At 74.9% G+C, this 23,785-nt stretch carries 24 protein-coding genes; 14 read left to right on the top strand and 10 right to left on the bottom strand.

Annotated elements, in window-relative coordinates; genetic code table 11:
* Positions 1 to 86 precede the first annotated feature (86 nt).
* The 4 genes from ACZ4W5_RS21270 (at position 87) to ACZ4W5_RS21255 (ending at position 3,469) form a co-directional block, all read left to right on the top strand.
* Positions 87 to 662 carry an O-methyltransferase gene (locus tag ACZ4W5_RS21270; protein ID WP_465656183.1) on the top strand — a complete coding sequence of 192 codons (576 nt, stop codon included), beginning with the start codon at positions 87 to 89 and terminating at the stop codon, positions 660 to 662.
* A gap of 43 nt (positions 663 to 705) precedes the next feature.
* Positions 706 to 1,248, top strand: a complete 543-nt coding sequence (locus tag ACZ4W5_RS21265) for a GNAT family N-acetyltransferase (protein ID WP_465656182.1) — start codon at positions 706 to 708, stop codon at positions 1,246 to 1,248.
* Between the two features lie 77 nt (positions 1,249 to 1,325).
* A complete protein-coding gene (locus ACZ4W5_RS21260) occupies positions 1,326 to 2,567 on the top strand; it encodes a serpin family protein (protein WP_465656180.1) in 1,242 nt (413 codons plus the stop codon).
* 149 nt (positions 2,568 to 2,716) lie between these two features.
* On the top strand, positions 2,717 to 3,469 hold the full coding sequence (locus ACZ4W5_RS21255; RefSeq protein ID WP_360240914.1) for a thioesterase II family protein: 753 nt from the start codon (positions 2,717 to 2,719) through the stop codon (positions 3,467 to 3,469).
* A gap of 125 nt (positions 3,470 to 3,594) precedes the next feature.
* Here the strand turns inward: ACZ4W5_RS21255 and argJ are convergent, their stop codons facing one another.
* Positions 3,595 to 4,749 (bottom strand): bifunctional glutamate N-acetyltransferase/amino-acid acetyltransferase ArgJ, encoded by a 1,155-nt coding sequence (gene argJ, locus ACZ4W5_RS21250; RefSeq protein ID WP_465656178.1) that lies wholly within the window; start codon positions 4,747 to 4,749, stop codon positions 3,595 to 3,597.
* Between the two features lie 287 nt (positions 4,750 to 5,036).
* Between argJ and ACZ4W5_RS21245 the strand changes: the two genes are divergently transcribed.
* Complete coding sequence (locus ACZ4W5_RS21245; protein ID WP_465656177.1) at positions 5,037 to 6,275, top strand: styrene monooxygenase/indole monooxygenase family protein; 1,239 nt, start codon at positions 5,037 to 5,039, stop codon at positions 6,273 to 6,275.
* A gap of 100 nt (positions 6,276 to 6,375) precedes the next feature.
* Here ACZ4W5_RS21245 and ACZ4W5_RS21240 read toward each other — a convergent pair whose 3' ends face one another.
* Positions 6,376 to 7,866 carry a carboxylesterase/lipase family protein gene (locus tag ACZ4W5_RS21240; protein WP_465656175.1) on the bottom strand — a complete coding sequence of 497 codons (1,491 nt, stop codon included), beginning with the start codon at positions 7,864 to 7,866 and terminating at the stop codon, positions 6,376 to 6,378.
* A gap of 101 nt (positions 7,867 to 7,967) precedes the next feature.
* On the opposite strand from ACZ4W5_RS21240, the gene ACZ4W5_RS21235 reads away from it, so the two are divergent.
* The 7 genes from ACZ4W5_RS21235 (at position 7,968) to ACZ4W5_RS21205 (ending at position 14,238) form a co-directional block, all read left to right on the top strand.
* Entirely contained in the window at positions 7,968 to 8,585 is a 618-nt protein-coding gene (locus ACZ4W5_RS21235) for a TetR/AcrR family transcriptional regulator (RefSeq protein WP_465656173.1), read from the top strand.
* Between the two features lie 146 nt (positions 8,586 to 8,731).
* Positions 8,732 to 9,778 (top strand): TIGR03617 family F420-dependent LLM class oxidoreductase, encoded by a 1,047-nt coding sequence (locus ACZ4W5_RS21230; protein ID WP_360240929.1) that lies wholly within the window; start codon positions 8,732 to 8,734, stop codon positions 9,776 to 9,778.
* A 212-nt stretch (positions 9,779 to 9,990) separates the two neighbouring features.
* Positions 9,991 to 10,434 (top strand): hypothetical protein, encoded by a 444-nt coding sequence (locus ACZ4W5_RS21225; protein ID WP_465656171.1) that lies wholly within the window; start codon positions 9,991 to 9,993, stop codon positions 10,432 to 10,434.
* Positions 10,431 to 12,212, top strand: a complete 1,782-nt coding sequence (locus tag ACZ4W5_RS21220; RefSeq protein ID WP_465656169.1) for a GMC family oxidoreductase — start codon at positions 10,431 to 10,433, stop codon at positions 12,210 to 12,212. The genes ACZ4W5_RS21225 and ACZ4W5_RS21220 overlap by 4 nt, the downstream gene beginning before the upstream one ends.
* Positions 12,209 to 13,051, top strand: coding sequence for a hypothetical protein (locus ACZ4W5_RS21215; protein ID WP_360240938.1), 843 nt, complete (start codon positions 12,209 to 12,211; stop codon positions 13,049 to 13,051). The genes ACZ4W5_RS21220 and ACZ4W5_RS21215 overlap by 4 nt, the downstream gene beginning before the upstream one ends.
* Positions 13,048 to 13,716 (top strand): ribonuclease FAU-1 family protein, encoded by a 669-nt coding sequence (locus ACZ4W5_RS21210; RefSeq protein ID WP_465656168.1) that lies wholly within the window; start codon positions 13,048 to 13,050, stop codon positions 13,714 to 13,716. The genes ACZ4W5_RS21215 and ACZ4W5_RS21210 overlap by 4 nt, the downstream gene beginning before the upstream one ends.
* Positions 13,717 to 13,764: 48 nt before the next feature.
* On the top strand, positions 13,765 to 14,238 hold the full coding sequence (locus ACZ4W5_RS21205; protein WP_465656166.1) for a hypothetical protein: 474 nt from the start codon (positions 13,765 to 13,767) through the stop codon (positions 14,236 to 14,238).
* On the opposite strand, the gene ACZ4W5_RS21200 is transcribed toward ACZ4W5_RS21205, so the two are convergent.
* The 5 genes from ACZ4W5_RS21200 to ACZ4W5_RS21180 form a co-directional block, all read right to left on the bottom strand.
* Entirely contained in the window at positions 14,204 to 15,244 is a 1,041-nt protein-coding gene (locus tag ACZ4W5_RS21200; RefSeq protein WP_465656165.1) for a bile acid:sodium symporter family protein, read from the bottom strand. The two genes, ACZ4W5_RS21205 and ACZ4W5_RS21200, sit on opposite strands and share 35 nt — an antisense overlap.
* The gene (locus ACZ4W5_RS21195; protein WP_465656163.1) at positions 15,241 to 15,570 is read right to left on the bottom strand and encodes a hypothetical protein; all 330 of its coding nucleotides are present in this window, start codon (positions 15,568 to 15,570) and stop codon (positions 15,241 to 15,243) included. The genes ACZ4W5_RS21200 and ACZ4W5_RS21195 overlap by 4 nt, the downstream gene beginning before the upstream one ends.
* Entirely contained in the window at positions 15,567 to 16,451 is an 885-nt protein-coding gene (locus ACZ4W5_RS21190) for an isocitrate lyase/PEP mutase family protein (RefSeq protein ID WP_465656161.1), read from the bottom strand. Before ACZ4W5_RS21190 ends, ACZ4W5_RS21195 begins: the two co-directional genes overlap by 4 nt.
* A 436-nt stretch (positions 16,452 to 16,887) precedes the next feature.
* Positions 16,888 to 17,763: a class I SAM-dependent methyltransferase gene (locus ACZ4W5_RS21185; RefSeq protein ID WP_360240957.1), complete on the bottom strand. Its 876-nt coding sequence runs from the start codon at positions 17,761 to 17,763 to the stop codon at positions 16,888 to 16,890.
* Between the two features lie 300 nt (positions 17,764 to 18,063).
* Positions 18,064 to 18,612 carry a PadR family transcriptional regulator gene (locus ACZ4W5_RS21180; RefSeq protein ID WP_465656158.1) on the bottom strand — a complete coding sequence of 183 codons (549 nt, stop codon included), beginning with the start codon at positions 18,610 to 18,612 and terminating at the stop codon, positions 18,064 to 18,066.
* Between the two features lie 147 nt (positions 18,613 to 18,759).
* Between ACZ4W5_RS21180 and ACZ4W5_RS21175 the strand changes: the two genes are divergently transcribed.
* Positions 18,760 to 20,133: an MATE family efflux transporter gene (locus ACZ4W5_RS21175; RefSeq protein WP_465656157.1), complete on the top strand. Its 1,374-nt coding sequence runs from the start codon at positions 18,760 to 18,762 to the stop codon at positions 20,131 to 20,133.
* A gap of 51 nt (positions 20,134 to 20,184) precedes the next feature.
* On the opposite strand, the gene ACZ4W5_RS21170 is transcribed toward ACZ4W5_RS21175, so the two are convergent.
* Positions 20,185 to 20,673 carry a flavodoxin family protein gene (locus ACZ4W5_RS21170; protein WP_465656155.1) on the bottom strand — a complete coding sequence of 163 codons (489 nt, stop codon included), beginning with the start codon at positions 20,671 to 20,673 and terminating at the stop codon, positions 20,185 to 20,187.
* 271 nt (positions 20,674 to 20,944) lie between these two features.
* Here ACZ4W5_RS21170 and ACZ4W5_RS21165 point away from each other — a divergent pair, with 271 nt between their 5' ends.
* Positions 20,945 to 21,472, top strand: a complete 528-nt coding sequence (locus tag ACZ4W5_RS21165; protein ID WP_465656153.1) for a DinB family protein — start codon at positions 20,945 to 20,947, stop codon at positions 21,470 to 21,472.
* A gap of 50 nt (positions 21,473 to 21,522) precedes the next feature.
* Here ACZ4W5_RS21165 and ACZ4W5_RS21160 read toward each other — a convergent pair whose 3' ends face one another.
* On the bottom strand, positions 21,523 to 22,914 hold the full coding sequence (locus ACZ4W5_RS21160; RefSeq protein WP_465656151.1) for an MFS transporter: 1,392 nt from the start codon (positions 22,912 to 22,914) through the stop codon (positions 21,523 to 21,525).
* Positions 22,911 to 23,501 carry a TetR/AcrR family transcriptional regulator gene (locus ACZ4W5_RS21155; protein WP_465656149.1) on the bottom strand — a complete coding sequence of 197 codons (591 nt, stop codon included), beginning with the start codon at positions 23,499 to 23,501 and terminating at the stop codon, positions 22,911 to 22,913. Before ACZ4W5_RS21155 ends, ACZ4W5_RS21160 begins: the two co-directional genes overlap by 4 nt.
* Positions 23,502 to 23,785 lie beyond the last annotated feature (284 nt).

The raw sequence follows: 23,785 nt of genomic DNA, 5'->3' as shown, positions 1-23,785 counted from the left end.
CTCGCCTCGAGGAACTCGGGGGCCGGCCCATCGGTTCGGCGAGCACGGCATGATGGTCCGTCCGGAGTCGGAGGGGAAGCGGGCGGATGGCGGACGAGGTGGAACGGGGCGTTCCCGAGCGGGTGTTGGCGGCCGAGCGGGGCGCCGCCCGGCTGGGGTTCGGGAAGAGCTGCACCCGGGAGGTCGGCCGGCTGCTGGCGTTCGCCGCAGCGGCCAAGCCGGGCGGGACGGTCGCCGAGAGCGGCACGGGTGCGGGCGTCGGTACGGCCTGGCTGCGCAGCGGGCTTGGGCCGGGGAACCGACTGGTCACCGTCGAGCGGGACGGGCGGCTGGCCCGGGAGGCTGCGGCGTTGTTCGAGGGGGACGAACGGGTGCGGGTGCTGCACGGGGACTGGCGGTTGCTGGAGGAACACGCGCCGTTCGACGTGTTCTTCTGCGACGGCGGCGGCAAGCGCGACGACCCCGACCGCGTGGTCGAACTGCTCGCCCCTGGCGGCCTGTTGCTCATGGACGACTTCACGCCCTCGCCGCACTGGCCGCCCCGCTACGGCGGTGAGGTCGACCGGCTGCGCCTGCACTACCTGACGCACCCGGCGCTGGAGGCGAGCGAGGTGCTGACCACGCCCGGCAGTTCGGCCGTGCTGGCAGTGCGACGGGCCTGACCGCGGCACGGTGGAGGGGATGCGTGGAGAGGATGATGGGTGCATGGTGACGATCGAGACCTCCCGGCTGATCCTGCGGCGCTGGCGCGAGAGCGACGTGCCGGTGATGGCCGAGGTGCACGCGGACCCGGAGGTGATGCGCTGGATCGGCGACCGGCGCGTCCTCACCCCCGAGCTGAGCCGTGCGGCGATCGAGCGGTGGGAACGGGCCTGGGAGGCCGAGGGCTTCGGGCTGTTCGCGGTGGAACTGCGCGAGACCGGTGAACTCGCCGGGTTCACCGGCCTGGCGGTGCCGCTGTTCCTGCCCGAGGTGCTGCCCGCCGTCGAGATCGGCTGGCGGCTCGGCCGGTCGTTCTGGGGCCGGGGCATCGCCACCGAGGCGGCGACGGCGGCGCTGCGGTTCGGCTTCGAGGACTGCGGGTTGGAGCGGATCGTCAGCATCGCCCAGATCGGCAACACCGCCTCCGAGCGTGTGATGGCCAAGCTCGGTCTTCGGGTCGAGCGGGAGACCACCGTCCCCGGCAACGGCAACGCCGTCCGCGTCCACGAACTGACCCGCGCGCGGTACCTGGCCCGGGAGTCCTGACCGGGAAAACCGCTGGCCCCGGCCGGTGTTGCCCTCCTACGCTCGGCGGCAGTGGAGCGCCGAGCACGGGGGAACGGATGAGCAGGGCCGAGGCGGTACGGGCCGTCAACGCGCTGGGGGAGCGCTGGGTGGAGCAGGCCGACCTGCGGCGGGGGACAGTCCTGATGCCGGCCGGTGTCTGGCCGCTGCTCGGGCTGCTGGCTCCGGCCGGAAGCACCGCCGTCCAGGGCGAGTTGGCTCAGGCGCTCGGGGTGCCGGTCGCGGCCGCCGCCGAGCGCGCCCGTGACCTGCTCGGCCTGCTGCGGGACGTCCCGGCGGTCCGCTCCGCGCTGGCGCTCTGGGCCGACGACCGGCTGCGGCTGCGCCCGGACTGGCTGGCCTCCGTCCCGGCGGACCTGGTCGGGCGGCTGAGCGGTGACTCGGAGCGGGACAAGAAGCTGCTGGACGCCTGGGCGAGCGAGCAGACCGACGGTGCGATCGACGAGATGCCGGTCGAGTTGAACCCGGACAGCCGTCTGGTGCTGGCCTCGGCGCTCACTCTCCGGACGGACTGGATCCGACCACTCCAGGACTCCGGCGGCTTCGGCGGGAACCACACGGACGACTGGGGCCGACCCGTCCGCTACCTGACCGGGGCGACGCGTCTGCTGGACCGTGCGGCCCTGTTGGAGACGCCTGTGGGCCCGGTCACCGAGTTCCAGGTGCTCGGGTACGGCGACATCACCGTCCACCTGCTGCTCGGCGAACCCGGAGCCGATCCGGGCGGCGTGCTGGCGGCCGGGATCGGGTCGCTCACGCAGCGGTACCGCCGTACCACCGCCGACCGGCTGCCGGTCGGCACCGCCGGCCCCGGGCTGACGATCGAGATGCTGCGGCGGTACGAGCCGGCGGACCTGCTGGCCGTGGGCGTCCCGCAGTTCACCGTGGCGGCCGAACACGATCTGCTGGCCCGCAAGGAAGTCTTCGGGCTGACGACGCTCAGCACCCCGTCCGGGACGGAGGACCGGCTGCCCGGCCTCCAGGTCGGCGGGCTGCCGCTGTTCGTCAACAGCGCGCGCCAGAAGGCCACCGCGACCTTCGGCGCCCGCGGGTTCCGGGCTTCCTCGGTGACGGCCCTCGGGGGCGTGGCCGTCGGTGCGGCCGTGTCGCGGCCGCCGTTCCTGCAGCGCCACGTCAGCGTGGAATTCGGCCGCCCGTTCGGCTTCCTCGCCGTCCACCGGCTCTCCCGGCTGGTGCTGGCGGCGGGCTGGGTGACCGAGCCGGACGCGGCCGTGGACCCTTGGGGGGTCGCACCGGACGAGTCCGAAGGGGACTGGTGAGGTCGGAGCGGAGCCCGTCCCCGCAGGAGCCCGAGCGGCCGACCGGAGTGCCGGAATCCGGGTCGCCCACCGTAACCGCCCCCGGTGGTGCGGGTGCACTGAGAGACTGGGGTGAGCAGAGTCCGTCACGGAGAGAGGTCACACCCCGCATGCCCAGCAGCGCAGCCGTCGACAACCCGTGGTTCCGCCGGTTCAACCCGTCCGACTTCGCTCCCGCCCGGATCGTGATCTTCCCGCACGCCGGCGGATCGGCCAGCTACTACATGGACTACGCCAACGCGCTCGCGCCGTACGCCGACGTGCTGGCCGTCCAGTACCCGGGCCGGCAGAACCGCTTCGCGGAGCCGACGATCGACTCGGTGCCGGAACTCGCCGAGCAGGTCTACCAGGAGCTGCGCGGCTGGGTGGACCGCCCGGTCGTGTTCTTCGGGCACAGCATGGGCGCGGCGGTCGCCTTCGAGGTCACCCGCCGCTTCGCCCGGGACGGTCTGGCCGGGCCGGAGCGGCTGTTCGTCTCGGCCGGCCGGGCTCCGTCGCTGCCCCGGGACAGCGCGGTGCACCTGATGTCGGACGACGGCATGCTGGAGGAGATCGTCCGGCTCGGCGGCACGGACGAGCGGATCCTCGACGTGCCGGCCCTGCGCGAGCTGATCATCCCGGCGCTGCGGGCCGACTACACCGCCATCGAGACCTACCTGGCGGCGCCGGACGCCGTCGTTCCGCAGCCGATCACCGCCCTGGTGGGGGAGACCGACGCCAACGCCACGGTGGAGCAGGTCGCCCAGTGGGAGCGGCACACCACCGGGGGGTTCAGCCTGCGGGTCTTCCCGGGCGGGCACTTCTACGTGGCGGAGCAGCTCGACGCCGTGGTGCGGCTGCTCACCGCGCATCTGCGGGGCTGAGCGGTAGCGGGCCCGAACCGCCCACCGCCCACCGTCGCCAGCGGCCAGCCGCCTGCCGCCGGCTGCCCCGTTCCCGGTGACCGATCGGGGCAGCAGGCGGTGCGGCGGGGGGCCGGGCCGGGGTGTCAGGTGGTGTAGGCGGAGTTGAGCCGGACGTACTCCTCGGTGAGGTCGCAGCCGTAGACGGTGAAGGCGCCGTCGGCGATGCCCAGGTCGATCCGGATCACCACCTCGTCGCCACCGAGGTAGCGGCGGGCCCCTTCGAGCAGGGCGTCGCCCGGCTCCTCCGGGTACATCGGGAGCTCGTCGAAGCCGATCCGGACGGCGGCCGGGTCGATGTCGGTCTCGTCCCGGAGCTTGCCGATGGCCATGGTGATGCGGCCCCAGTTCGGGTCCGCCCCGTGCACGGCGGCCTTGACCAGCGGGGAGTTGACCACGCTCTTGCCGACGCGCTTGGCCTGGGCGGCGTCGCGGGCACCGGTCACCCGGACCTCGATCAGCTTGGACGCGCCCTCGCCGTCCGAGGCGATCTCCCGCACGAGGTGCAGCGCGCACTCGTACAGCGCCTGTTCGAAGGCGGCCGGGTCGACCGGTCCGGCCAGTCCGTTGGCGAAGAGCGCGGCGGTGTCGCTGGTGGAGGTGTCGGTGTCGATGCTGAGCGCGTTGAAGGTCCGGTCCATGACGCGGCGGAACAGGGCGTCGAGCTGGTCGGCGGGGAGGTCGGCGTCGGTGAAGAAGAAGGTCAGCAGGGTCGCCATGTCGGGTTCGATCATGCCGACGCCCTTGGCGATGCCGACCAGTACGGCGTCGCCGCAGCGGACCCGGACCTCCTTGTGGCGGGTGTCCGTGGTCATGATGGCCTTGGCCGCCGCGGTGTAATCAGCTTCCGGGAAGGGCCAGTTCAGGGTGGAGAGCCCGGCGCGGATGCCGTCCATGGGGTAGGGGCGACCGATCACACCGGTGGAGGCGATGACGAGCTCCTCCGGGGGGATCCCGACGATCCCGGCGACCCGGTCGCGGACCTCGGCGGCGTTGTCCGCTCCGGTGCGCCCGGTGGCGACGTTGGCGTTGCGGGACAGCACGACCATCCCGCGACAGGCCCCGAGGGCGGCCGCCCCGCGGCTGAGCACGACGCTGGGGCCGGCGAAGCGGGAGCGGGTGAACACCGCGGCCGATCGGCAGGGGACTTCGGAGACGACGGCCGCGAAGTCGTCCTCGACGTCCTTGAGGCCCATGTTGGTCGTGACGGCGCGGAAGCCGCGGGGTGCGACGGGCTGCATGGTGGATCGATCCCTCTCCGAGTGGTCCCGGTGCGGGTCGCGCTGAGCGACCTCGAACCGCGAGTCGGCGAATAGATTTGCGGAGAACTGAATACATCAAACGTCTCGGCGTGGTCAATGAGTTATCTCAGTGCATGACTATGCGAACGGGTCCGGTGGTCTGGGCGGCCCGCACGAGGGCCCCGCGTTCCGTCGCGTCCGGACCCTGCCGGTGGCCCGGCGGCTCGACTACTGTGCCTGGTTGATGCACCGTCAACGGATCGTCGACAGACCCGGGAGGCCCCCGTATGCGCCGGATCGCCGTCGTCGGAGCGGGCCAGGCCGGCCTCCAGCTCGCGCTCGGGCTGGTGGCCGACGGCTGCGAGGTGACGCTGGTCGCCGAGCGCACCCCCGACCAGCTGCGGGACGGGCGGGTGCTGTCCACCCAGGCGATGTTCGGTCCGGCGCTGCGGATCGAGGCGGCGGCCGGGCTGGACCTGTGGGCGGACGAGGCCCCGGCGGTGCACTCGGTCGACGCGGCGCTGGTGGCGCCGCCGGGCGTCCGCGCGCTGGAGTTCACCATGACCCTCGACGAGCCGGCCCGGTCCGTCGACCAGCGGATCAAGCTGTCCCGCTGGCTGGAGCTGTTCGCCGAGCGCGGCGGCCGGGTCGAGTACCGCTCCCTGGACCGCGCCGGACTGCACGAACTGGCCGGTCGGCACCAGCTGACCGTGGTCGCGACCGGCCGCGGCGAGCTCGCCGCGATCTTCGAACGGGACCCTCGTCGCTCGCCGTTCGACCGGCCGCAGCGGGCCCTGTCCTGCCTGTACGCGCACGGCGTCGGGGCGCCCGACCCGGCCGCGGGGCCCAGGGCCCGGATGCACGCCCTGCCCGGCCTGGGCGAGCTCTACCTCCAGCCGGCCCTGACCCGCACCGGCCCGTGCGACATCCTGCTCTGGGAGGCGCTGCCCGGCGGCCCGCTGGACGTGTTCGGCGACGGGCCCGCGCCCGACGTCCACCTCGACCGGATCCGTGCCCTGCTGGCCGAGTACCTGCCCTGGGAGGCGGAGCTGTGGCGGGAGGCCGAGCCGACCGACGCCGGGGCCGGGCTGTGCGGCGCGGTCACCCCGACCGTCCGCCGTCCGGTGGCCGAACTGGGCTCGGGCGTCGACGCCGTACACGTGCTGGGCCTGGGCGACGCGGTGGTGGTCAACGACCCGATCACCGGGCAGGGCGCCAACGGCGCCGCCCGCGCGGCGCAGGCGTACCGGCGGGCGATCCGCGAGCACGGCGACGCCCCCTTCACCGCGGACTGGATGTGCCGCACCGCCGAACGGTTCTGGCAGCGGCACGCCCGCCACGCCGTCGACTTCACCACCGCCCTGCTGACCATGCCGGACCACCTCCAGGGCGTCTTCGCGGCCGCGGCGGAGCACCCGGAGGTCGCCCGGCGGCTGGCCAACACCTACGCCGAGCCGAGCGACCACGCGGCCTGGCTGGCCACGCCCGAGCTGACCGCCGGGTACCTGGCCACGGTCGGGCGCTGAGCGGCCACCGGCGAAGGGGCCGGCCCGGGCGGGAGTGCCCGCCCGGGCCGGGGGAGCGTCAGACCAGGTCGGAGGAGCGTCGGACCAGGTCGGGGGAGCGTCAGACCAGGTCGAAGCGGGTCGGACCGCCCTCCGCCCAGATGCCGCGGGAGGCCTGGTCCGGGTAGCGGACGGTCTCCGAACGGGCGCTCAGGACCCGGGTCAGCTGCTGCTCCGGCTCGTGGGCGGCCCAGCCGGGATCGCCGGTGCCGACGAAGCGGATCCAGGCCTGCTGGAGCTCCTGGGAGAGCGCGACGGCCTCCGGGGCGGGCGGGTCGCCGAGGAACTGCCGGGCCATCGGGCTGTCCAGGGAGCCGAAGGCCAGCGGGAGGTCCAGGCCGTGGCAGGCGCCGAACACCCCGCCCAGGGCGGGGGCCGGGTAGGCGAGTTGGAAGAGGTGGGAGGTGCCGCCGGCCGCCGTGTTGCCCTGGGCGAGGTGGAGCGAGGGGATCTTGAACAGCGAGTCGGAGAAGACGGCCTCGACCAGGTCGGAGGGCGTGGCGCCGGGGAAGGCGGCGCGGTAGGCCTCCGGGCCGCCCGGGCGCGGGGCGAGCAGGTCCAGTGCGGTGCGGGCGTCGTCCTCGGTGAAGGCGCCGTGCCGGCCGGCCAGCACGGCGAACAGCCGGAACTCGTCCCGGGTGTGGCCGACCAGCAGCTCGATGCCCTCGGCCCGTCCGGCGGCCAGCGCCGTCCAGGGCTCCTCGGTGAGGAGCTCGCCGTCGACCACCGGCACGGTGGGGACGCCGGTGTGGGCGAGCCGGCCCCAGCGCGCGAGGTGCTCGGGGAGGGCGGTGCCGAGCGCGGTGACGGCCTCGGCCAGCTTCCAGGGGTCGGTGCCGGCGAGGCCGGCCGCGGTGGGGGCGGTGCCGAGCCGCTCGGCCAGGGCGGCGGTGATCTCGGCGGCCAGCGCGGGGGTGGCGAGGTTGCCGCCGACGGAGTGGGCTATCGCCCGGTGGAACAGGCCGCGGGCCCGTGGCACGGTCAGCAGCGCGGCCACCGAGGAGGCCCCGGCCGACTGGCCGGCGACGGTGACCCGGGCGGGATCGCCGCCGAACGCGGCGATGTTGTGCTGCACCCACTCCAGGGCCGCGATCTGGTCGAGGAAGGCGCGGTTGGCCGGGGCGCCGTCGAGGAGGGCGAAACCCTCGGCGCCCACCCGGTAGTTGACGGTCACCACGACCAGGCCGGCCCGGGCCAGCCCGGTCGGGTCGTACAGCGGGTCACCCGCGGTGCCGGAGATGAAGCCGCCGCCGTGGAGCCAGACCAGCACCGGCAGGCCGGCCGAGTCCGGGTCCGGGGTGCAGACGTTGAGCGTCAACCAGTCCGTGCCGGTGGTCGGTTCGACCTGCAGGGGGCCGGACTGGGGGCCGACGGGGCCGTACTCGACGGTCTCGCGGACGCCGTCCCAGGACTCGGGCGGGGCGGGGGCGGCGAAGCGGAGCGGGCCGACCGGGGGCCGGCCGTAGGGGATGCCGCGGAAGGCGGCGAGGCCGCGGTCCACGAAACCACGGACGGTTCCCCCGGTGGTGCGGGCGACGGGCTGTACGAGCATGGGACGCTCCTCCCTCGGGAATGCCCCCAGCGTTGTAGGTCGGCTGTATTATGTCAAGCGTATGGAAAAGGTTGGTCGGGAGTCGTCGAGGAGTGCCGGGCATGCCCAAGCAGGTGGACCATCGGGAGCGCCGCGAGACGATCGCCCGCGCGCTGTGGCGGATCGTGGAGCAGCGCGGCACCACCCAACTGACCCTGCGTGAGGTCGCCCGGGAGGCCGGGATCTCGCTCGGTCAGCTCCAGCACTACTTCGCCTCCCGGGCGGAGCTGCTCGGATTCGCGATGGACCTCGCCGGGGAGCAGAGTGGCCTGCGGGTCGCCCGGGCGCTGGCCGGGCTGGGCGAACGGCCGCACCCGCGCGCCGTGCTGCGGGCGATGCTGGTCGAACTGCTGCCGCTGCAGCCGGACTCGCGGGTCACCAGCCGGATGAGCGCCGCCTACGTCCTGGAGGCGCTGCACGACGAGGAGGTCCGGGAGCGGGCGCGCGGCGGGCTGGTACGGGGGCGGGCGGAGGTGGAGCGGGTGGTGCGGCAGGCGATCGCCGACGGGCTGGTGGCGGCCGACCGGGACCCGGTGGTGGAGACGGACCTGATGCTCGCGCTGACCGGGTTCACCACCCTGCTGGAGCTGGGCGTGGTCGGGCCGGACGCCGCGCTCACCGCCGTCGACCGGCACCTGGACCGGCTGTTCGCCGGGGAGGGCCGACCGGCCGGCCCGTGACGGCGTGGCAGGCTGGGCGGGTACCACCGCCGCACGGCACCGCACGACACCGCCCGAGCCCGGCGCTGCCCGAGCCCGGCGCTGTATGAGCCCGCCGCACCGCACGAGCCCCGCACGACGCAAGCCCCGCGACCAGGAGCACCCGCATGGACCGACCCGCCGCCCTCCGCCTCGACGCCACCGCCTCCGGGCACCCGGCCGGCATCCTCGACGCCGCCGAACAGGCCGAACGCCGGGGCATGGACCGGCTGGTGGTCGCCGAGACCGCGTACGACCCGTTCCTCCAGCTCGCCCGCGCGGCCGACCGCACCGAGTCGATCGAGCTGGCCACCGGCATCGCGGTGGCCTTCGCCCGCACCCCGATGACGCTGGCCTACCAGGCCTGGGGGCTGCACGCGGCCTCCGGCGGACGGGCCGTCATCGGGTTGGGCTCGCAGGTCAAGCCGCACATCGAGAAGCGCTTCGGGATGCCCTGGGACCGGCCGGCCGCCCGGATGCGGGAGTACGTGCACGCGGTGCGGGCGATCTGGCACAGCTGGCAGACCGGTGAACGGCTGCGGTTCCGGGGCGAGTTCTACACCCACACGGTGATGACGCCGGTGTTCTCGCCCGACCCGGTGCCGTCCGGGGTGCCCCGGATCCTGCTCGCGGGCGTCGGGCCGCTGATGACCCGCACCGCCGGGGCGGTGGCGGACGGCTTCCTCGCGCACCCGTTCTGCTCCACCGCCTACCTGACCGAGCAGGTGCTGCCCGGACTGGTCGAGGCGCGGGCGCGGGCGGAGGCCGAGGGGGCGGAGTGGACCGGGCGGCCGTTCGAGACCGTCGGCAACGTGCTCACCGCCACCGGCCGGACCGAGGAGGAACTGGCGGCCAACCGGGCGGGGGTGCGCGAGCGGCTGGCCTTCTACGCCTCCACCCCGGCCTACCGCCCGGTGCTGGCGCAGCACGGCTGGGAGGGCTTGCAGGAGGAGCTGCACACCCACTCGGTGCGCGGGCGCTGGGCCGAGATGACGGCACTGGTCTCGGACGAGGTGTTCGACGCCTTCGCGGTCTCCGGCACGGTCGAGGAGGTCGCCCGGGAGATCCACCGCCGGTACGCGGGGCTGGTCACTCGGCTGTCCGTCAATCTGCCCGAGACTGCGGACCCGGCGCTCGGCCTGGACGTGCTGGCGGCGGTGCGCGCGCTGGGCTGAGCGGAAACGGTTCAGGAACCGCCATGCGGGGACGGCATTTGATCGTGAACTGATCAAGATGCGTCACATTCGGGCAAGCGGCCCCCGGTGGTCCGCCCGGACGGGAGGATCGCGCTGAGCAGGCGGAGCGTGCCCGCTCGGCACCAGCCTGTCATGTCTTGGCCATCCGCTCCTGGCCGTCCGCCGACGATCGTGGGGGTACCCGCGTGTCCGTGTCCGACGATCGCACCGCAGCCGACGACCCGTACGGGCCCTGGGGGCCCGCCGAGGAGGACGAACTCGCCGACCTCGACGAGTTCCTGCGCGTCAGCGCCGAACTCACCGGCTTCGACGTCCCCGAACTCCGCGCCACCGGCATGGCCGACGAACACCACCGCACCACCCTGGCCCACCGGGTCCGCGACGAGCACGCCCTGGTCCACCTCTGGTACGTCGGCGCCTGGCCCGGCGAGGCGCCGAGCTCCGCCCGCGCCCACGACCACGGACTGGTCTGGCGGACCTTCCGGGCCAGCCCGCCCGGCGCCGCCGCCCCCGGGCACGGCAGCTGGGCCGCGGCCCCGGCCGGGGGCGCGCCGTTCGGAGGTGCGCCGTCCGACGGCGCCCCGTTCGGAGGCGCGCCGTCCGAGGGCGCCCCGTTCGGAGGTGAGCAGCGGTGAGCGCCCACTGGGACGCCGTCGTGGTCGGGGCCGGCTTCGCCGGCAGCCTGGTCGCCCAGCGGCTCGGCGCCCGGGGCTGGCGGGTCCTCGTCCTGGAGGCCGGCCGGACCGCACCGGGGAGCGCCGAGACCGCAGCCGCCCACCGCGCGGCCGGCGGCGGACCGCCCACCTCGCCCTACCCGCACAACCCCGACGCCCCGTCACCCGACGTCACCGACCTCACCAGCCACCCGGACGGCGGCTACACCGCCCACGGCCACCTGCGCCAGTACGGCCCGCTGCCCTACGCCAGCGGCTACCTGCGCGCCAACGGCGGCACCGGGCTGCTCTGGACCGGCCTCACCCCGCGCATGCACCCCGAGGACTTCCGCACCGGCGACCTCGGCCACGGCCGCAACTGGCCGATCGGCTACCACGACCTGGAACCCCACTACCGCGACGCCGAACAGGAACTCGGCGTCGCCGCCGAGGCCGAGGAACAGCGCCGGGCCGTCGGCCTGCCCCTCCCCGCGGGCTACACCTACCCGATGCGGGCGATCCCGGCCAGCTACCTCGACCGGCAGCTGGCCCGCGCCCTCGACGGCCGGACCGTGCGCGACCCCGCCATGTCCGACCCGGCCCGGCTCGCCGTCACCCGCACCCCGCACGCCCGCAACGGCCTGCCCACCCGGCCCGGCAGCGGCCACGGCGCGCCCTGCGCCGGGAGCGCCAGCTGCGTCCCGGCCTGCCCGGGCGGCGCCAAGTACACCCCGCTGCGCACCCAGGCCCGCTGGGCGCCCGACGTCGAACTGCGCACCGAGGCCGTGGCCAGCCGGGTGCTCGCCGACCCGGAGACCGGACGGGCCACCGGGGTCGAGTACCTGGCCGGCGGCACCGCGCACCGGGTGACCGCCGACCTGGTGGTGATCGCCGCGCACGCGATCGAGAACGCCCGACTGCTGCTGCTGTCCGGCCTGGCCAACCGCAGCGACCAGGTCGGCCGGAACCTGATGGACCACCCTGCCCTGCTCACCTGGGGGCTGATGCCCCGCCAGGTCGGTCCCTACCGGGGCCCGGGCTCCACCGGCGGACTGGAGGCCTTCCGCTTCGGCGGGGCCCGTCGGCACCGGGCGCCGTTCCGGATCGAGATCGGCAACTGGGGCTGGTCCTGGGCCGGCGGCGACCCGGCGACCGAGGCCGCCGCGCTGCTCGCCGCCGGGCTGCGCGGCAAGGAGCTGCGCGAACGCCTCGGCGACCGGCTCGGGCGGCAGTTCTCGCTCCAGTTCGAACTGGAGCAGCCCGCCGACCCGGCCAACCGGGTCACCCTCGACCCGGACCGGCGCGACCCGCTCGGCCTGCCCGCCCCCGCGATCCACTACGACCTGGGCGGTTACGTCCGCGAGGGCATGGCCTCCGCCCGGGCCGTCTCCGACCAGCTCTTCGCCCTGCTGGGCGCCGAGGACCACACCGCCTACCCGGGCGCCGGCTGGCCCGGCCGGCTGGAGCACCGCGGCGCCGTCCACGGCTACCGGGGAGCCGGCCACGCCGGCGGCACCCACCTGATGGGCGATTCCCCCGGCAGCTCCGTGGTCGACCAGTGGCAGCGCTGCTGGGACCACCCCAACCTGTACGCCGTCGGCTGCGGCTCGATGCCCTCGCTCGGCACCTCCAACCCCTCGCTCACCATGGCCGCCCTCGCGCTGCGCAGCGCCGAACGGATGCACCAGGACCTGCTGGCCCTGCGGCGGCCGACCACCCTCTCCCCGCCCGCGCCCCCCTCGCTTTCGGAGCCCTCATGACCGGCCTGCCGCTGCCGCCCGTCCCGGAGCCGTACCACCTGCCCTTCCACTACGGCGCGCTGCACAACATCGGCGTCGACTACCTGGTCGACCCGGCCCGGGCCCGCCGGCTGCTGGACAAGCGCCACCCCGGGCTGAGCGCCGCGACCTTCGACGGCGGGGCCTGCGTCTCGCTCAACTACCAGCTGTACTTCGCCCAGTACCCGAACGGCGGCGGCATCACCGAGGAGCTGGAGATCAACCTGATCGCCCACCCGGTGTTCGCCGAGGAGCGCATCCCGGTGGTCAACTACGGCCAGTACGCCCGGGGTTACGACCAGACCAAGCTGCTCGGCATCGCCCGGCTGCACGTGCTGTGCGACAACCCGCTCGCCATCGACGCCGGGCGCCGACTGTACGCCGAACCCAAGCACCCCGGCTGGTTCGAGACCACCCTGCCCTCGCTCAACGCGGCCGCCGTGCGCGAACGGTGGAGCATCTCCTGCCGCCGGGCCGAACTCGGGCCGGAGGGGCTGCACCGGCACCAGGAGGAGATCCTCGGCCTGGACGTCGACCTGGTCGGCCTCACCCCCGAGCCGGTGAACAACACCCCGATCACCGGCTACGGCACCGACGACGAGGGCAGGCTGCTCGCCGGACCGCTCAACGTCCACCACCCGTACCGCTACTACGCCCTGGACGACCGCACCGCCGACCGGGTCCGGCTCGACCTCGGCAACCCGGCCGAGGAGGCCGCCCGCGACCTCGCCCAGCTGATCGGCGAGGCCCCGGCGGCCGGCGTCTGGACCTACCAGTCCGCCCCGGTGGCCGCCCACCACCGCGCCTACTACGTCCGGTGACGGTACGCCCCTTCGCGGCGGGCAGCACCGCCGTGCGCCGGGACGTCGTCGACGGACGGATCTGGACGGCGATGCCGTACACCGTGCTCGCCGACGACGGCACCACCCTGACCATGACCGCCCGCCCCGGCACCGAGAGCCTCGCCCCCGCCAGCTGGACCGCCTCCCAGCGGAACGACGACGTCGCCGCCCGCAGGCGCGGCATCGACGACCTGGCCGCCGGGTCCTGGCAGCTCGACCGCTGGCTCTGGCGGGACACCGTGGTGGTCAGCCGCTTCACCGCCGGGGAGCTGTACAGCGTGCACCGGTTCCTCAGTCCCGAGGGCCGCCCGCTGCGCTGGTACGTCAACTTCGAGCTCCCGTACCGGCGGACGGCCATCGGGATCGACACCTTCGACCTCTTCCTGGATCTGGTCATCACCCCCGACCTCAGCTCCCACAGCTGGAAGGACGAGGACGAGTACGCCGAGGCCCGGCGGCTCGGCGTGATCGACCGGGCCACCCACCGGCAGGTGGAGCTGGCCCGGGAGCGTGCCCTCGCCCAACTCGGCGACCGCACCGGGCCGTTCGCGTCCGATCCGGAGGCCTGGGCGCTGCCGCCGGCGGGGGAGTTGCCCGTCCTGCCCGACACCGCGCTCAGTACGGCGGCCGCCCGCTGGGAGTAGGTCCGTCCTCCTCCTCGGGGACGGGCCCCGATAGGCTCGCGTCCCGACATGGACGACACCCATGCGACGGACGGGCTGAGCGACGCCGAGGCGCTCGACCACCTGCACGAACCCGGGGCCTACCGGCGGTTGGCCGAGCGGACCGCCCACCCCGGGGTGCTGCGCGTGCTGGCCCGGTGCGAGTACCCGTTCGTCTGGCACACGATCGCGCGGAACCCCGCCGCGCCGCTCGACCTGCTGGTGACCCTGTCGGTCCGGCGGCACAGCACCTGGAACGACAACCACCTGCTGCGGCTGCTGGCCGCCCACCCGGCGGTGACCGGCGAGGCCCTGGACGGACTGGTGGAGCTGGTGGCCGAGCGGCTGCGGGAGGGCGAGCGCCCGTACGCCGCGGTGCTGCTGCTGGCCCGGCGGCCGGAGTTGACGGAGGAACGGCTGAGCCGGCTGGGGCACCTGCCCGGTGCCTCCAGCCGGCTCCGCCGGGGGATCAGCCGTGCGCTGGCGGCCCGCCCGCCGGGCTGAGCTCGGCCGCGGGCTGCCCGCCGGCCGGGACCGGCTGGGGTGCCCGGGCCCAGCGCCCGGCCAGGACGGTGCCCACCACCAGTTGGAGCTGGTGGTAGGCCATCAGCGGCAGCACCATCACCCCCGCCTCCGCCCCGAACAGCACGGTGGCCATCGGCAGTCCGTTGGCCAGGCTCTTCTGCGAACCGCACAGCATCGCCGCGATCGCGGCCGGGCGGTCCAGCCCCAGCCCGCGCGCCCCGAGCCCGGTGACCGCCAGGGTCACGGCGAGCAGGGCCAGCAGCACCACGACCATCCCGAGCAGGGCGAACGGCGTCGCCCGGTGCCAGATGCCCTGGGCCACCGCCGCGCTGAACGCCGTGTAGACGACCAGCAGGATCGAGCCGCGGTCCACCGGGGTCAGCAGCCGTTTGTGACGGGCCACCAGGCCGCCGATCCACGGCCGCAGCAGCTGCCCCAGCAGGAACGGCGCCAGCAGCTGGAGCCCGATCCGCAGCAGCCCGTCCGCCGACAGCCCGGCGTGCGAGCCCAGCAGTCCGGCGACCAGCAGCGGGGTGAGCACCAGCCCGGCCAGGCTGGAGTACGTCCCCGCGCAGATCGCCGCCGGGACGTCGCCCCCGGCGGCGCCGGTCAGCGCCACCGAGGACTGCACCGTGGACGGCACCAGGCAGAGGAACAGCACCCCGGCCTGCAGCTGTTCGGTCAGCGGAACCGGCGTCAGCAGCGCGGTGGCCAGGCCGAGCAGCGGGAAGAGACCGAAGGTGGCGGCGAGCACCAGCCCGTGCAGTCTCAGGTGGCGCAGCCCGGCCACGGTCTCCCGGGTGGACAGCCGGGCGCCGTACAGGAAGAACAGCAGGGCCACGGCGAGGTCGCAGGCCGTCGCGGCGAACCGGGCCCCGGCGCCGGAGGCCGGGAACAGCGCGGCCAGGCCGACCGTCCCCGCCAGCGCCAGCAGGTACGGGTCGAACCTGCGCCACCAGTGCGGGCGCCGGGCGCGGGCCGTCATGGCCCACCTCCGCTGCCGGCCAGGCCCCCGCCCGGACCCCCGACCAGGCCCCCGACCAGGGACCCGCCCAGGCCCCCGACCAGGGACCCGGCGCCGTCGTGGTCGCTTCCCGCCGAGCCGCCGCCCTGCTGGAGGTTGGCCGTGCGGTCGACCTCCAGCCAGGAGTCGGCGTGCGAGTTGTCGATGACCGTGATCAGGCTGCCGCCCGCGGCGGCCGGGGCCGCGCCGACCGCGAGCAGGGCGCACGCCCCGGTCAGCCCCAGGACGGTGGCGCGCAGCGTGGCGGCCGCCGAGGGCGGGGCGGGCCGGCGCGGCCCGGGGCTCAAGCCGTCACGTCCGCGAGCCGCCGGGAGCGCGTGATGTTGCGCTCCAGCAGTTCGGTGGACTCCCGCACGCCGACCGGCTTGGCCTGCTCGGCCTGGGAGGGCAGTCGCCCGTCGGCGGTCTTGAGGCTGGTGAGCGCCTCGTCGATCGCCCGGTGGGCCGCGAACAGGCACGGCGTGCTGTAGATCGCGACGTCCACCCCCAGCTCGGTGAGCTCGGTGAGGGACAGCCGGGGGGACTTGCCGCCCGCGATCTGGTTGAACAGCAGGGGCTTGTCGCCGACCTCCTTGCGGATCCGGCGGATCCACTCCTCGCTGCGCACGCCGTCCACCAGGACCACGTCGGCGTCCGTCTCGGCGAGCGCGCGGGCGCGGCGCAGGATGTCCGCCTCCTCGGTGGCGTCGGTGCGGGCGACCACCAGGAGGTCGGTGCGGTCGGCGAGGACGAGTTCGAGCTTCGTCAGGTACTCCTCCAGCGGGAGGACCTGCTTGCCGTCGGCGTGCCCGCAGCGGCGCGGGCGCTTCTGGTCCTCCAGGATGACGCCGGAGGCGCCGATGGCCTCCAGCCGGCGTACGACGTGGCAGGCGACCTCGGGATCGACGTAGCCGTCGTCGATGTCGACCAGCAGGTGGTGCGTGGGGAACGCGCCGCGCAGCCGTTCGACGAAGGCGACCATGTCGGGCCAGGCGATGAAGCCGATGTCCGGCAGGCCGTAGTAGGAGGCGGCGAAGCCGAAGCCGGAGACGAACATGCCGTCGTAGTGCTCGGCCGCGATGGAGGCCGAGTACATGTCGTGGACGCCGATCAGGGGTGTGGTGCCCTGGTCCGCGATCGCCGCGCGGAGCCGCTGCCCGGGGCCCGCGGAGGTGGAAGCGTGGAACATGGGTCTCTCCTCACTCACAAGGATTTTGCCTGAACTTGGCTTTCTCAAGACCAAACTGAGGTGCCATCACTATGCGGTCTTTAAAGGTCCATGGGCAAACCTTTAATGGAGATTCACCCATGTGAGTGAGCGAATTTTCGACAATGCGTCAGTCGGATGAAGTGAACATTCCGGGTTCGAGCTGAGCCCGAGCTGACGGCCGGATGACGGCGGTGCCACGGTCCGCTCAACGGCGCGCGGCGGCCCGCGGCGGCGCCGCAACGCGAACCGCCGCCGCAGCGGGCGCTGCGACGGCGGTGATGGCGCTGGTGGCCGTGGGTTTCGGGCGGGTGTCCGGGGCGGTGGCCGGTCGCGTCCGGGATTGCGTCCGGGATTGTGTCCGGGGTCGCGTCGGATCTGTCGGGATCGCGCCGGAGCGCGGGGGTCGTTCCAGGGGTCAGGAGCTCGCGGTGGGGCGCACGTCGCGGCGTTCGCGCAGGGTGCGGAGGACCCGGCGGGTGGCGCGGGTGGCGACCGGGGGGAGGAGGTCCAGGGCGATCCGGCGGGAGGCCGAGCGCTGGAGCTGGGCGGGCGCCTTGACCTGGTAGTTGAGGCGGAGGACCTGGTGGCCGGCGATGGTGTCCTCGTCGACGGCGTAGTCCTCGGCCCGCCAGTCGCGGGCCAGCAGGGTCCGGCGGGCGGCCGCGGCGTCGCCCCAGGTGCCGTAGAACTTCATCGGGGTGAGCAGCACCGGCTGCAGCCCGCCGGTGAAGACGGCCTCCCAGACGGCGGCCGAGACGCCCGGGGTGTGCTCCGAACGGTAGTCGTCCAGCGAGATCAGGCCGTCCTCGGCGAGCGCGGCCCGGGCCACCAGGATGTCCCCGCTGACGTGCTCGTACAGGTGCGAGGCGTCGACGTGGACGAAGCGGCAGCTGCCCGCCGGGATCCGGCCGTCGGCCAGCACCGAGGTGGGGGCCTGGACGATCTCGGGCAACTCGGCGTGGAAGGCGAGGTAGTTGGACTCGAAGGCGCTGCGGGTGAGGGTCTTGCGGTAGGACATGGTCATCTCGGCGGCGTTCTCCGCGTCGGCGGCCTCGGAGTCGAAGAGGTCGCAGACGGTCAGCCGCTCGCCCGGCTGGAGGTGGTCCCCGAGCAGGACGGCGCTGCGGCCGAGGTAGCTGCCCAGTTCCAGGATGTCCCCGCTGACCCCGGCGGCCGTCTGGGCGGACAGCAGGTGGGAGAAGGCGGCCCGGTCCAGGCCGAAGAACCAGCCCGGGATGTCGTCCCGCTTCCGGGGAACGGGGCCGGCGGCTGTGGTCTCTTCACTGGGCACGGCTGCCTCCAGGGGGCGGGCGGGGCGCGGTGGTGGATCACGCCAGCGGAGGGGCGCCGTGGTCGTGAGGCAGATCATCATAGCCACGCCGGGGCCGCCCTGGGATGGGTGTCGGAGGGGTCGGTTCCGTGCCGGGGCGGGGCCGTTCGGCCTGGTGTTCGGGCTGGTGGCCCGCACTCCTTGGAGCGCCCGGGCGGTTCGGGCGCCACCCGTCCACAGCGGGCGCCACCGGGTCGCGGCGGGCTGCCTCCGGTCCGCGGCGGGTGCCCCCGCTGGATTCCGGCGGGGGCACCGCCGACGTCACCGCGCGGCGCCGTCCGCGCGGCCCTCCAGGCCGGCGATGGTCTCGGCCAGCCAGGCGCGTTCGGCGGCGCCGGAGGCCCGGGCGACCAGCAGCATGCCGCGCCGGAACGGGTTCGGCTCCCGCTCGGCGGTGACCGGCCGGCCGTCCCCGTCGTAGAAGAAGCTGCTCGGCGCCTCCAGGAAGTCCAACCGGCGCCGGAGTACGGCGGCCTGCCGGGCCGGGTCGGCCAGTTGGTGGAGGAAGGCGGCGAGGGTGAAGAAGCGGATCTGGTCGGTGATCTCGGCCTGCTCGGGGTCGGCCAGTCGCCGCAGTAGCTCCGCCCGGCCCTCCGGGGTGAGTTCCAGGGTCTGGCGCGGCGCGGCGCCGCTGCCGGGTTCGGTGCGGCGGTCCAGCAGCGCGGCCTTCTCCAGTCGGGTGATCGCGGGGTAGAGCGCGCCGTCGCTGACCGGTCGGACGTGACCGGTCAATCCGGTGATCCGGGACTTGAGTTCGTAGCCGTGCAGGGGCTGGTCGTACAGGAAGCCGAGGATCGCGAGGGTCAGCACGGTCGGAGCCCTTTCGTCGGAGTGCGCCCCATGATGCGCCCCGCACCGCGGATGATGCTACCTCTTGTCGAGGTGCCTCGAATCGATGTATATCCATTCGAGGCAGCCGCCTGCTCCGGTGCGGGCGGCGCGACGATGGGGGGACCCGTGCGCGAACAGTCCGTCCGGCTGGCCTTGTTGGCCGGACCGGTCTACGCCGAGCTGCTGTCCGGAGTGATCGCCACGGTGATCGGGACGCTCTGGGTGGCCGGTCTCGGTGGGGCCGCCGTGGCCGCCGTCACCCTGGCCGGAACCCTGGAGAACCTGCTGCTCGGACTCGTCCTGGTGGTGTCCTCCGGCGTCAGCGTCCGGCTCGCCCGGGCCCTCGGCGCCGGAGACGGGGCCGAGGCCGGGCGGATCACCCGCGCCGCCTGGCGGCTCTGCGCGCTCGGCACCCTCGCCCTCGCCGCCCCCGGCTTCCTGCTGCGGGACCGGATCGCGGCCGCCTTCCTCGACGGCGAGGCCGCTGCCAGAGCCGCCGAGTACCTCGCCGTCGCTTTCCCAGCCTTCGCGCTGTTCTTCGCCCAGCGGGTCGCCGACGAACTCTTCAAGGGCAGCGGCGACACCCGCACCCCGATGCGGATCGCGCTGCTCTCCAACGCCCTGCTGCTGGTCCTCGACCCGCTGCTGATCCTCGGCGCCGGCCCGCTGCCCGCCCTCGGCGTGCCCGGCGCGGCACTGGCCCTGGCCGGCTCCCGGGCGGTCGCCCTGGCCGTCACCCTGCGCCTGCGGCCTCGGGCCGCCGTGCCGGTACGGGGCGTTGGGGAGGTTCGGGGCGCCGGGGCGGCGGGCGTCGGGTCGGCGGCCCTCGGCATCCTGCGGGCCGGTGCGCCGTACGGTCTGGACTTCACCGCCCGGATGGCCGTCGGCACGGCCCAACTCGCCCTGGTCGCGGGGTTCGGGGTGGCGGCGGTGGCCGGGTACGGCATCGGCTACCGGCTGCTGCTCGTGCTCACCATGGCCTTCTACGCGCTGCGCCAGGCCGTCGCCCTCCGGGCCGCCCACCTCGTCGGGGCCGGTGCGCCCGAGCCGCTGCGCGACCTGCGGCGCGCCACCGCCCGCCTCGCCGTCGGACTGGGCGCCGCGGCGGCCCTGCTGGCGGCCGGTGCGGCCGGCCCGCTCGCCGCGCTGTTCACCGACGACCCGGCGGTGGCCGCCCGGTCCACGGGGTTCCTCCACCTGGCTGCCCTCTACCTGCTGCCGTACGCCCCGGCGGTCGCGCTCGGCGGCTACCACCAGGCGACCGGGGCCGGGCGGGCGTTGGTGGTGTCGGCGGTGTTCGGACTCGGTGGGCAGTTGGGGGCGGCGGTGGCGCTGTCACGGTGGTGGGGGGTGGACGGGGTGTGGGTCGGCCAGGGAGTGGGTGCGGTGGTGCAGTTGGTGCTGTTGGTGGTACTCACCCGGCGTCGGGACAGGGGAGTGGTCAGGGAGGCGCGGGTGGCGCGGGCGCGGGCCCGGGTGTCGGGTCTGCGGCGTACGTAGGTGGTCCGGTGGTCGGGCGGCGGCCCGGCCACCGGACCCAGGGTGCGGGGCTCAGGACGTCGGGGTGGAGGTGCTCCGGAGCTGCTCGGCGAAGGTGCGGGCGGCGGCGAAGTCGCGGTTGTCGGGGCGGTGCTTGCTGATGCCGCCGACCAGCCGGAACGGGAGCCAGGTGTCGTGGCCGCGGGCCGTGAAGCCGTTGACGATCCGGAAGCCCTTCGCCGCCAGGGCGCGCTCCGTCGGCCGGGTGAACGGGCGGAAGCCGGGTTCGGGCAGGCCGCTGGTGGCGAACACGAAGGCCCGGCAGGGGTGTTCGGCGGACGGGACGACGGTCGGCAGGCTGCGGACGAAGGCCCGCAGGCGCGGGTGGAGGCGGCCGGTGAAGACGCCCGAGCCGAACCCGACCAGGTCGTAGCCGCTGAGGTCGGCCGGGTCCAGTTCCTCCGGTGTGACCACGGGTGCGGCCAGCGGCCGGGCGATCTCCTCGGCGATCCGCCGGGTGTTGCCGTGGGAAACCGAGACACACACGATTAAGGCCTTCATGGTGAGGACGCTCCCTTTGTTCTTCTGTTCTTCGTCGTACGGGTGCTGGATGGACCGGGCGGCGCGGCGGATCGTGACATCGCGGGTCGCGAGCCGCCGAACGGCGCGAGGCCCGGGCCCGTGCGCCGTCGAGCCCCGTGAGACGGCACGGTGGCCAAGGTGGTGGTGATCTCCACGACCGGCCGGGCCTGACCCCTGACCCCGGACCGGCCCCTGGCGTACTCGGCCGGGCCGGGGGCCGTTGTCAGTGGTGCGTGCCACAGTGGCGGCCATGGCGAGCACACCGGACGGGCGGCCGATCCCGTCCCCGCAGGCGGACGAACGGACCACACTGGAGGGCTGGCTGGACTTCCAGCGGGCCACCCTGGAGCACAAGGTCTCCGGGCTGGAGGACGGGCAGGTGCGGACGGCCTCGGTGCCGCCCTCGACGATGACCCTGCTCGGGCTGGTCCAGCACCTGGCCGAGGTCGAACGCACCTGGTACCAGCGGGTGTTCGCCGGTCAGGAGGTGCCGCCTCGGTACGGCCCGGAGAATCCGGACGGCTACGGGCTGGACGCCGCGCGCGGGATGGCGCAGGCCCTGGCCGACTGGCGGAGGGAGGTCGAGCGGGGCCGGGAGCTCACCCGCGGGGTGCCGCTGGACGAGGCCGGACCGCTGCCCGCTCCGTTGGCGGCGGTGCTCGGTGCCGAGACCGCCTCGCTGCGCTGGATCCTGGTGCACCTGATCGAGGAGTACGCCCGCCACAACGGCCACGCCGACCTGCTGCGCGAGGCTCTCGACGGCGCCACGGGCGTCTGACGCTCCCTCCGGCTGCCCCGGCTGCCCCGGCCGTCCTGGTCGGGCGCCCGTCACGGGCGTCCGGCGGCCCCCGGCTCGGCGGCCTCCCGAGGCCGGGTGGCGACGGCCCGGCCGGGCAGCCGGGTGGCGAGCAGCAGTCCCGCCGCCGCCACGGCGGCCGCGGCCAGCGCGGCCGGGGCGAGCGCCGCGCCCGGTGCCGCGCGCCCGGCCAGGACGGTGGCCAGCGCGACGCCCAGGGCCGGGCCGACGTTCATCGCGGTCTGCTGGAGGCCGCCCGCCACGCCCGCCTCGGCGGCGGCCGCGCCCCGGACGACGGCGGAGGTGGCGACGGCCATCACCGTGCCGAAACCGCCGCCGAGCAGCAGGAAGCAGCCGCCGATCGCGACGGCGCCCGAGGACGGGCCGAGCCGGGCGGTGAGCAGCGCGCCCGCCGTGAGCAGCGCCATCGCGCCCAGCACGGTGTCGCGGGTGCCGCGGCGCTTCGCCAGTCCGGCCGAGACGGGTGCGGCGACGACCATCGCCACGGCGAGCGGCGATGCCCGCAGGGCGCTCTCCAGGGGGTCGAGGCCGAGGGCGTCCTGGAGGAAGTAGCTGGCCGGGAAGAGCGTTGCGAAGAGCGCCGCCGAGGCCGCGAGCAGGACTCCCAGCGCCGGGCCCATGGTGGGTGCGCGCAGCAGGGCGGCAGGCAGCAGCGGGCGGTCGGTGCGGCGCTCGTGCCGGGCCAGGGCGAGGGTGGCCAGGGCGGCCGCCGTGAGGGTGAGCGCGGTGCCGGTCGACCAGCCGTCGGTCGGCAGGGTCACCAGGGTGTGCACCAGGGCGGCCAGGGCGAGCGCGAGCAGTCCCGCGCCGGGTAGGTCGAGGCCGCCGGTAGCCGGTTCGGTGCGGACTGGGGGGACGGCGAGGGCGGCGACCAGGGCCGCCGCGGCGGGCAGCAGGCCGAGCAGGAAGACCGCCCGCCAGCCGAAGTGGGTGGTGAGCGCGCCGCCGACCAGCGGTCCGGCGGCGGCCGAGACGCCGAGCGCGGCGGTGCGCAGCGCGATCGCGCCGGGCAGCCGGTCGGCCGGCCAGACGGCGCGCAGCAGGCCGATGGTGGCGGGCTGGAGCAGGGCGCCGGAGAGGCCCTGGAGCACGCGCAGTGCGATCACCCAGCCGATGTCGGGGGCGAGGGCGATGCCGGCGGAGGCGGCGGCGAAGCCGGCCACCCCGAGGGTGAAGGTGCGCCGGTGGCCGTAGCGGTCGCCGAGCCGGCCGGCGAAGACCAGCAGGGCGGCGACGGTGACCAGGTAGCCCGTGCTGGTCCACTGGACGGCGGTCAGGGAGGCGTGCAGGTCGCGCTGGAGGGTGGGCTGGGCGACGCCGAGCACGGTGCCGTCCAGGGCGACGAGGACGGCACCGGTGACGCTGGTGGCGAGGGTGAGCCGCTCGCGGCGACGGGGCTTCACCGGGTGGCCGGGCCGAGGTGGGCGGTCAGGGTGGCGCCCAGCAGGGGTTCGATGCCGTCGCTGCCGGTGGCCAGGGCGAGGCTGCCCCAGGTGCGGAGTTGGGCCAGGCCGTGCAGGTTGGCCCAGAGCGCGGCGGTGGCGGCGGTCGGGTCCTCGTCCTGCGGGTGGAGTTCGCCGACCAGGCCGACGAAGGTGCGGAACAGCGGCAGGGTGGAGCGGCGCAGTTCGGTGCCGCTGCCCTCCAGCAGGTCGTGGCGGAACATCAGCTCGAACATGCCGGGGTTGGCCGCGGCGAAGCCGAGGTAGGCCCGGGCGAGGGCCTCGATCCGGGTGCGGGGGTCGGCCCCGGTGCCGGCGGCGAGGGCGTCGGCACCGGCCAGGGTGTCGGTCAGCCGGCCGAAGCCGTGCCGGGCGACGGCGGCGAGCAGTTCGCGGTGGGTGGGGAAGTAGCGGCGCGGTGCTCCGTGGGAGACCCCGGCGCGGCGGGCGATCTCCCGCAGCCCGAGGGCGTGGACGCCCTCCTCGGTCACCAGCTCGATGCCGGCGGCCACCAGGCGGGCGCGGAGGTCGCGGTCCTGTTCGGTCATGGACACTGTCTACCGGATCACCGTAGACAGTGTCTACTCGCAGTGCCGTGCGTCCACCGGGCAGGGAAGACGGCTGGGGAAGACGGGCGGGGAAGACGGCTGGGGAAGACGGGCGGGGAAGGCGGACGGGAAGACGGCCAGGGCCGGAAGGCGCCCCGGGCCGACCACGGCCGGGCCGGGGCGACGCCTGAGCGCCGGGGGGGGGCCAGGCGGGGTGGGGGGGGGGGGGGGGGGGGGGGTGGGGGGGGGGGGGGGGGGGATGGGGTTGGGGGGGGTTCCTGGGG

This window comes from Kitasatospora sp. NPDC029367 (assembly GCF_055569135.1).
This window is presented reverse-complemented; position numbering and strand designations above follow the sequence as displayed.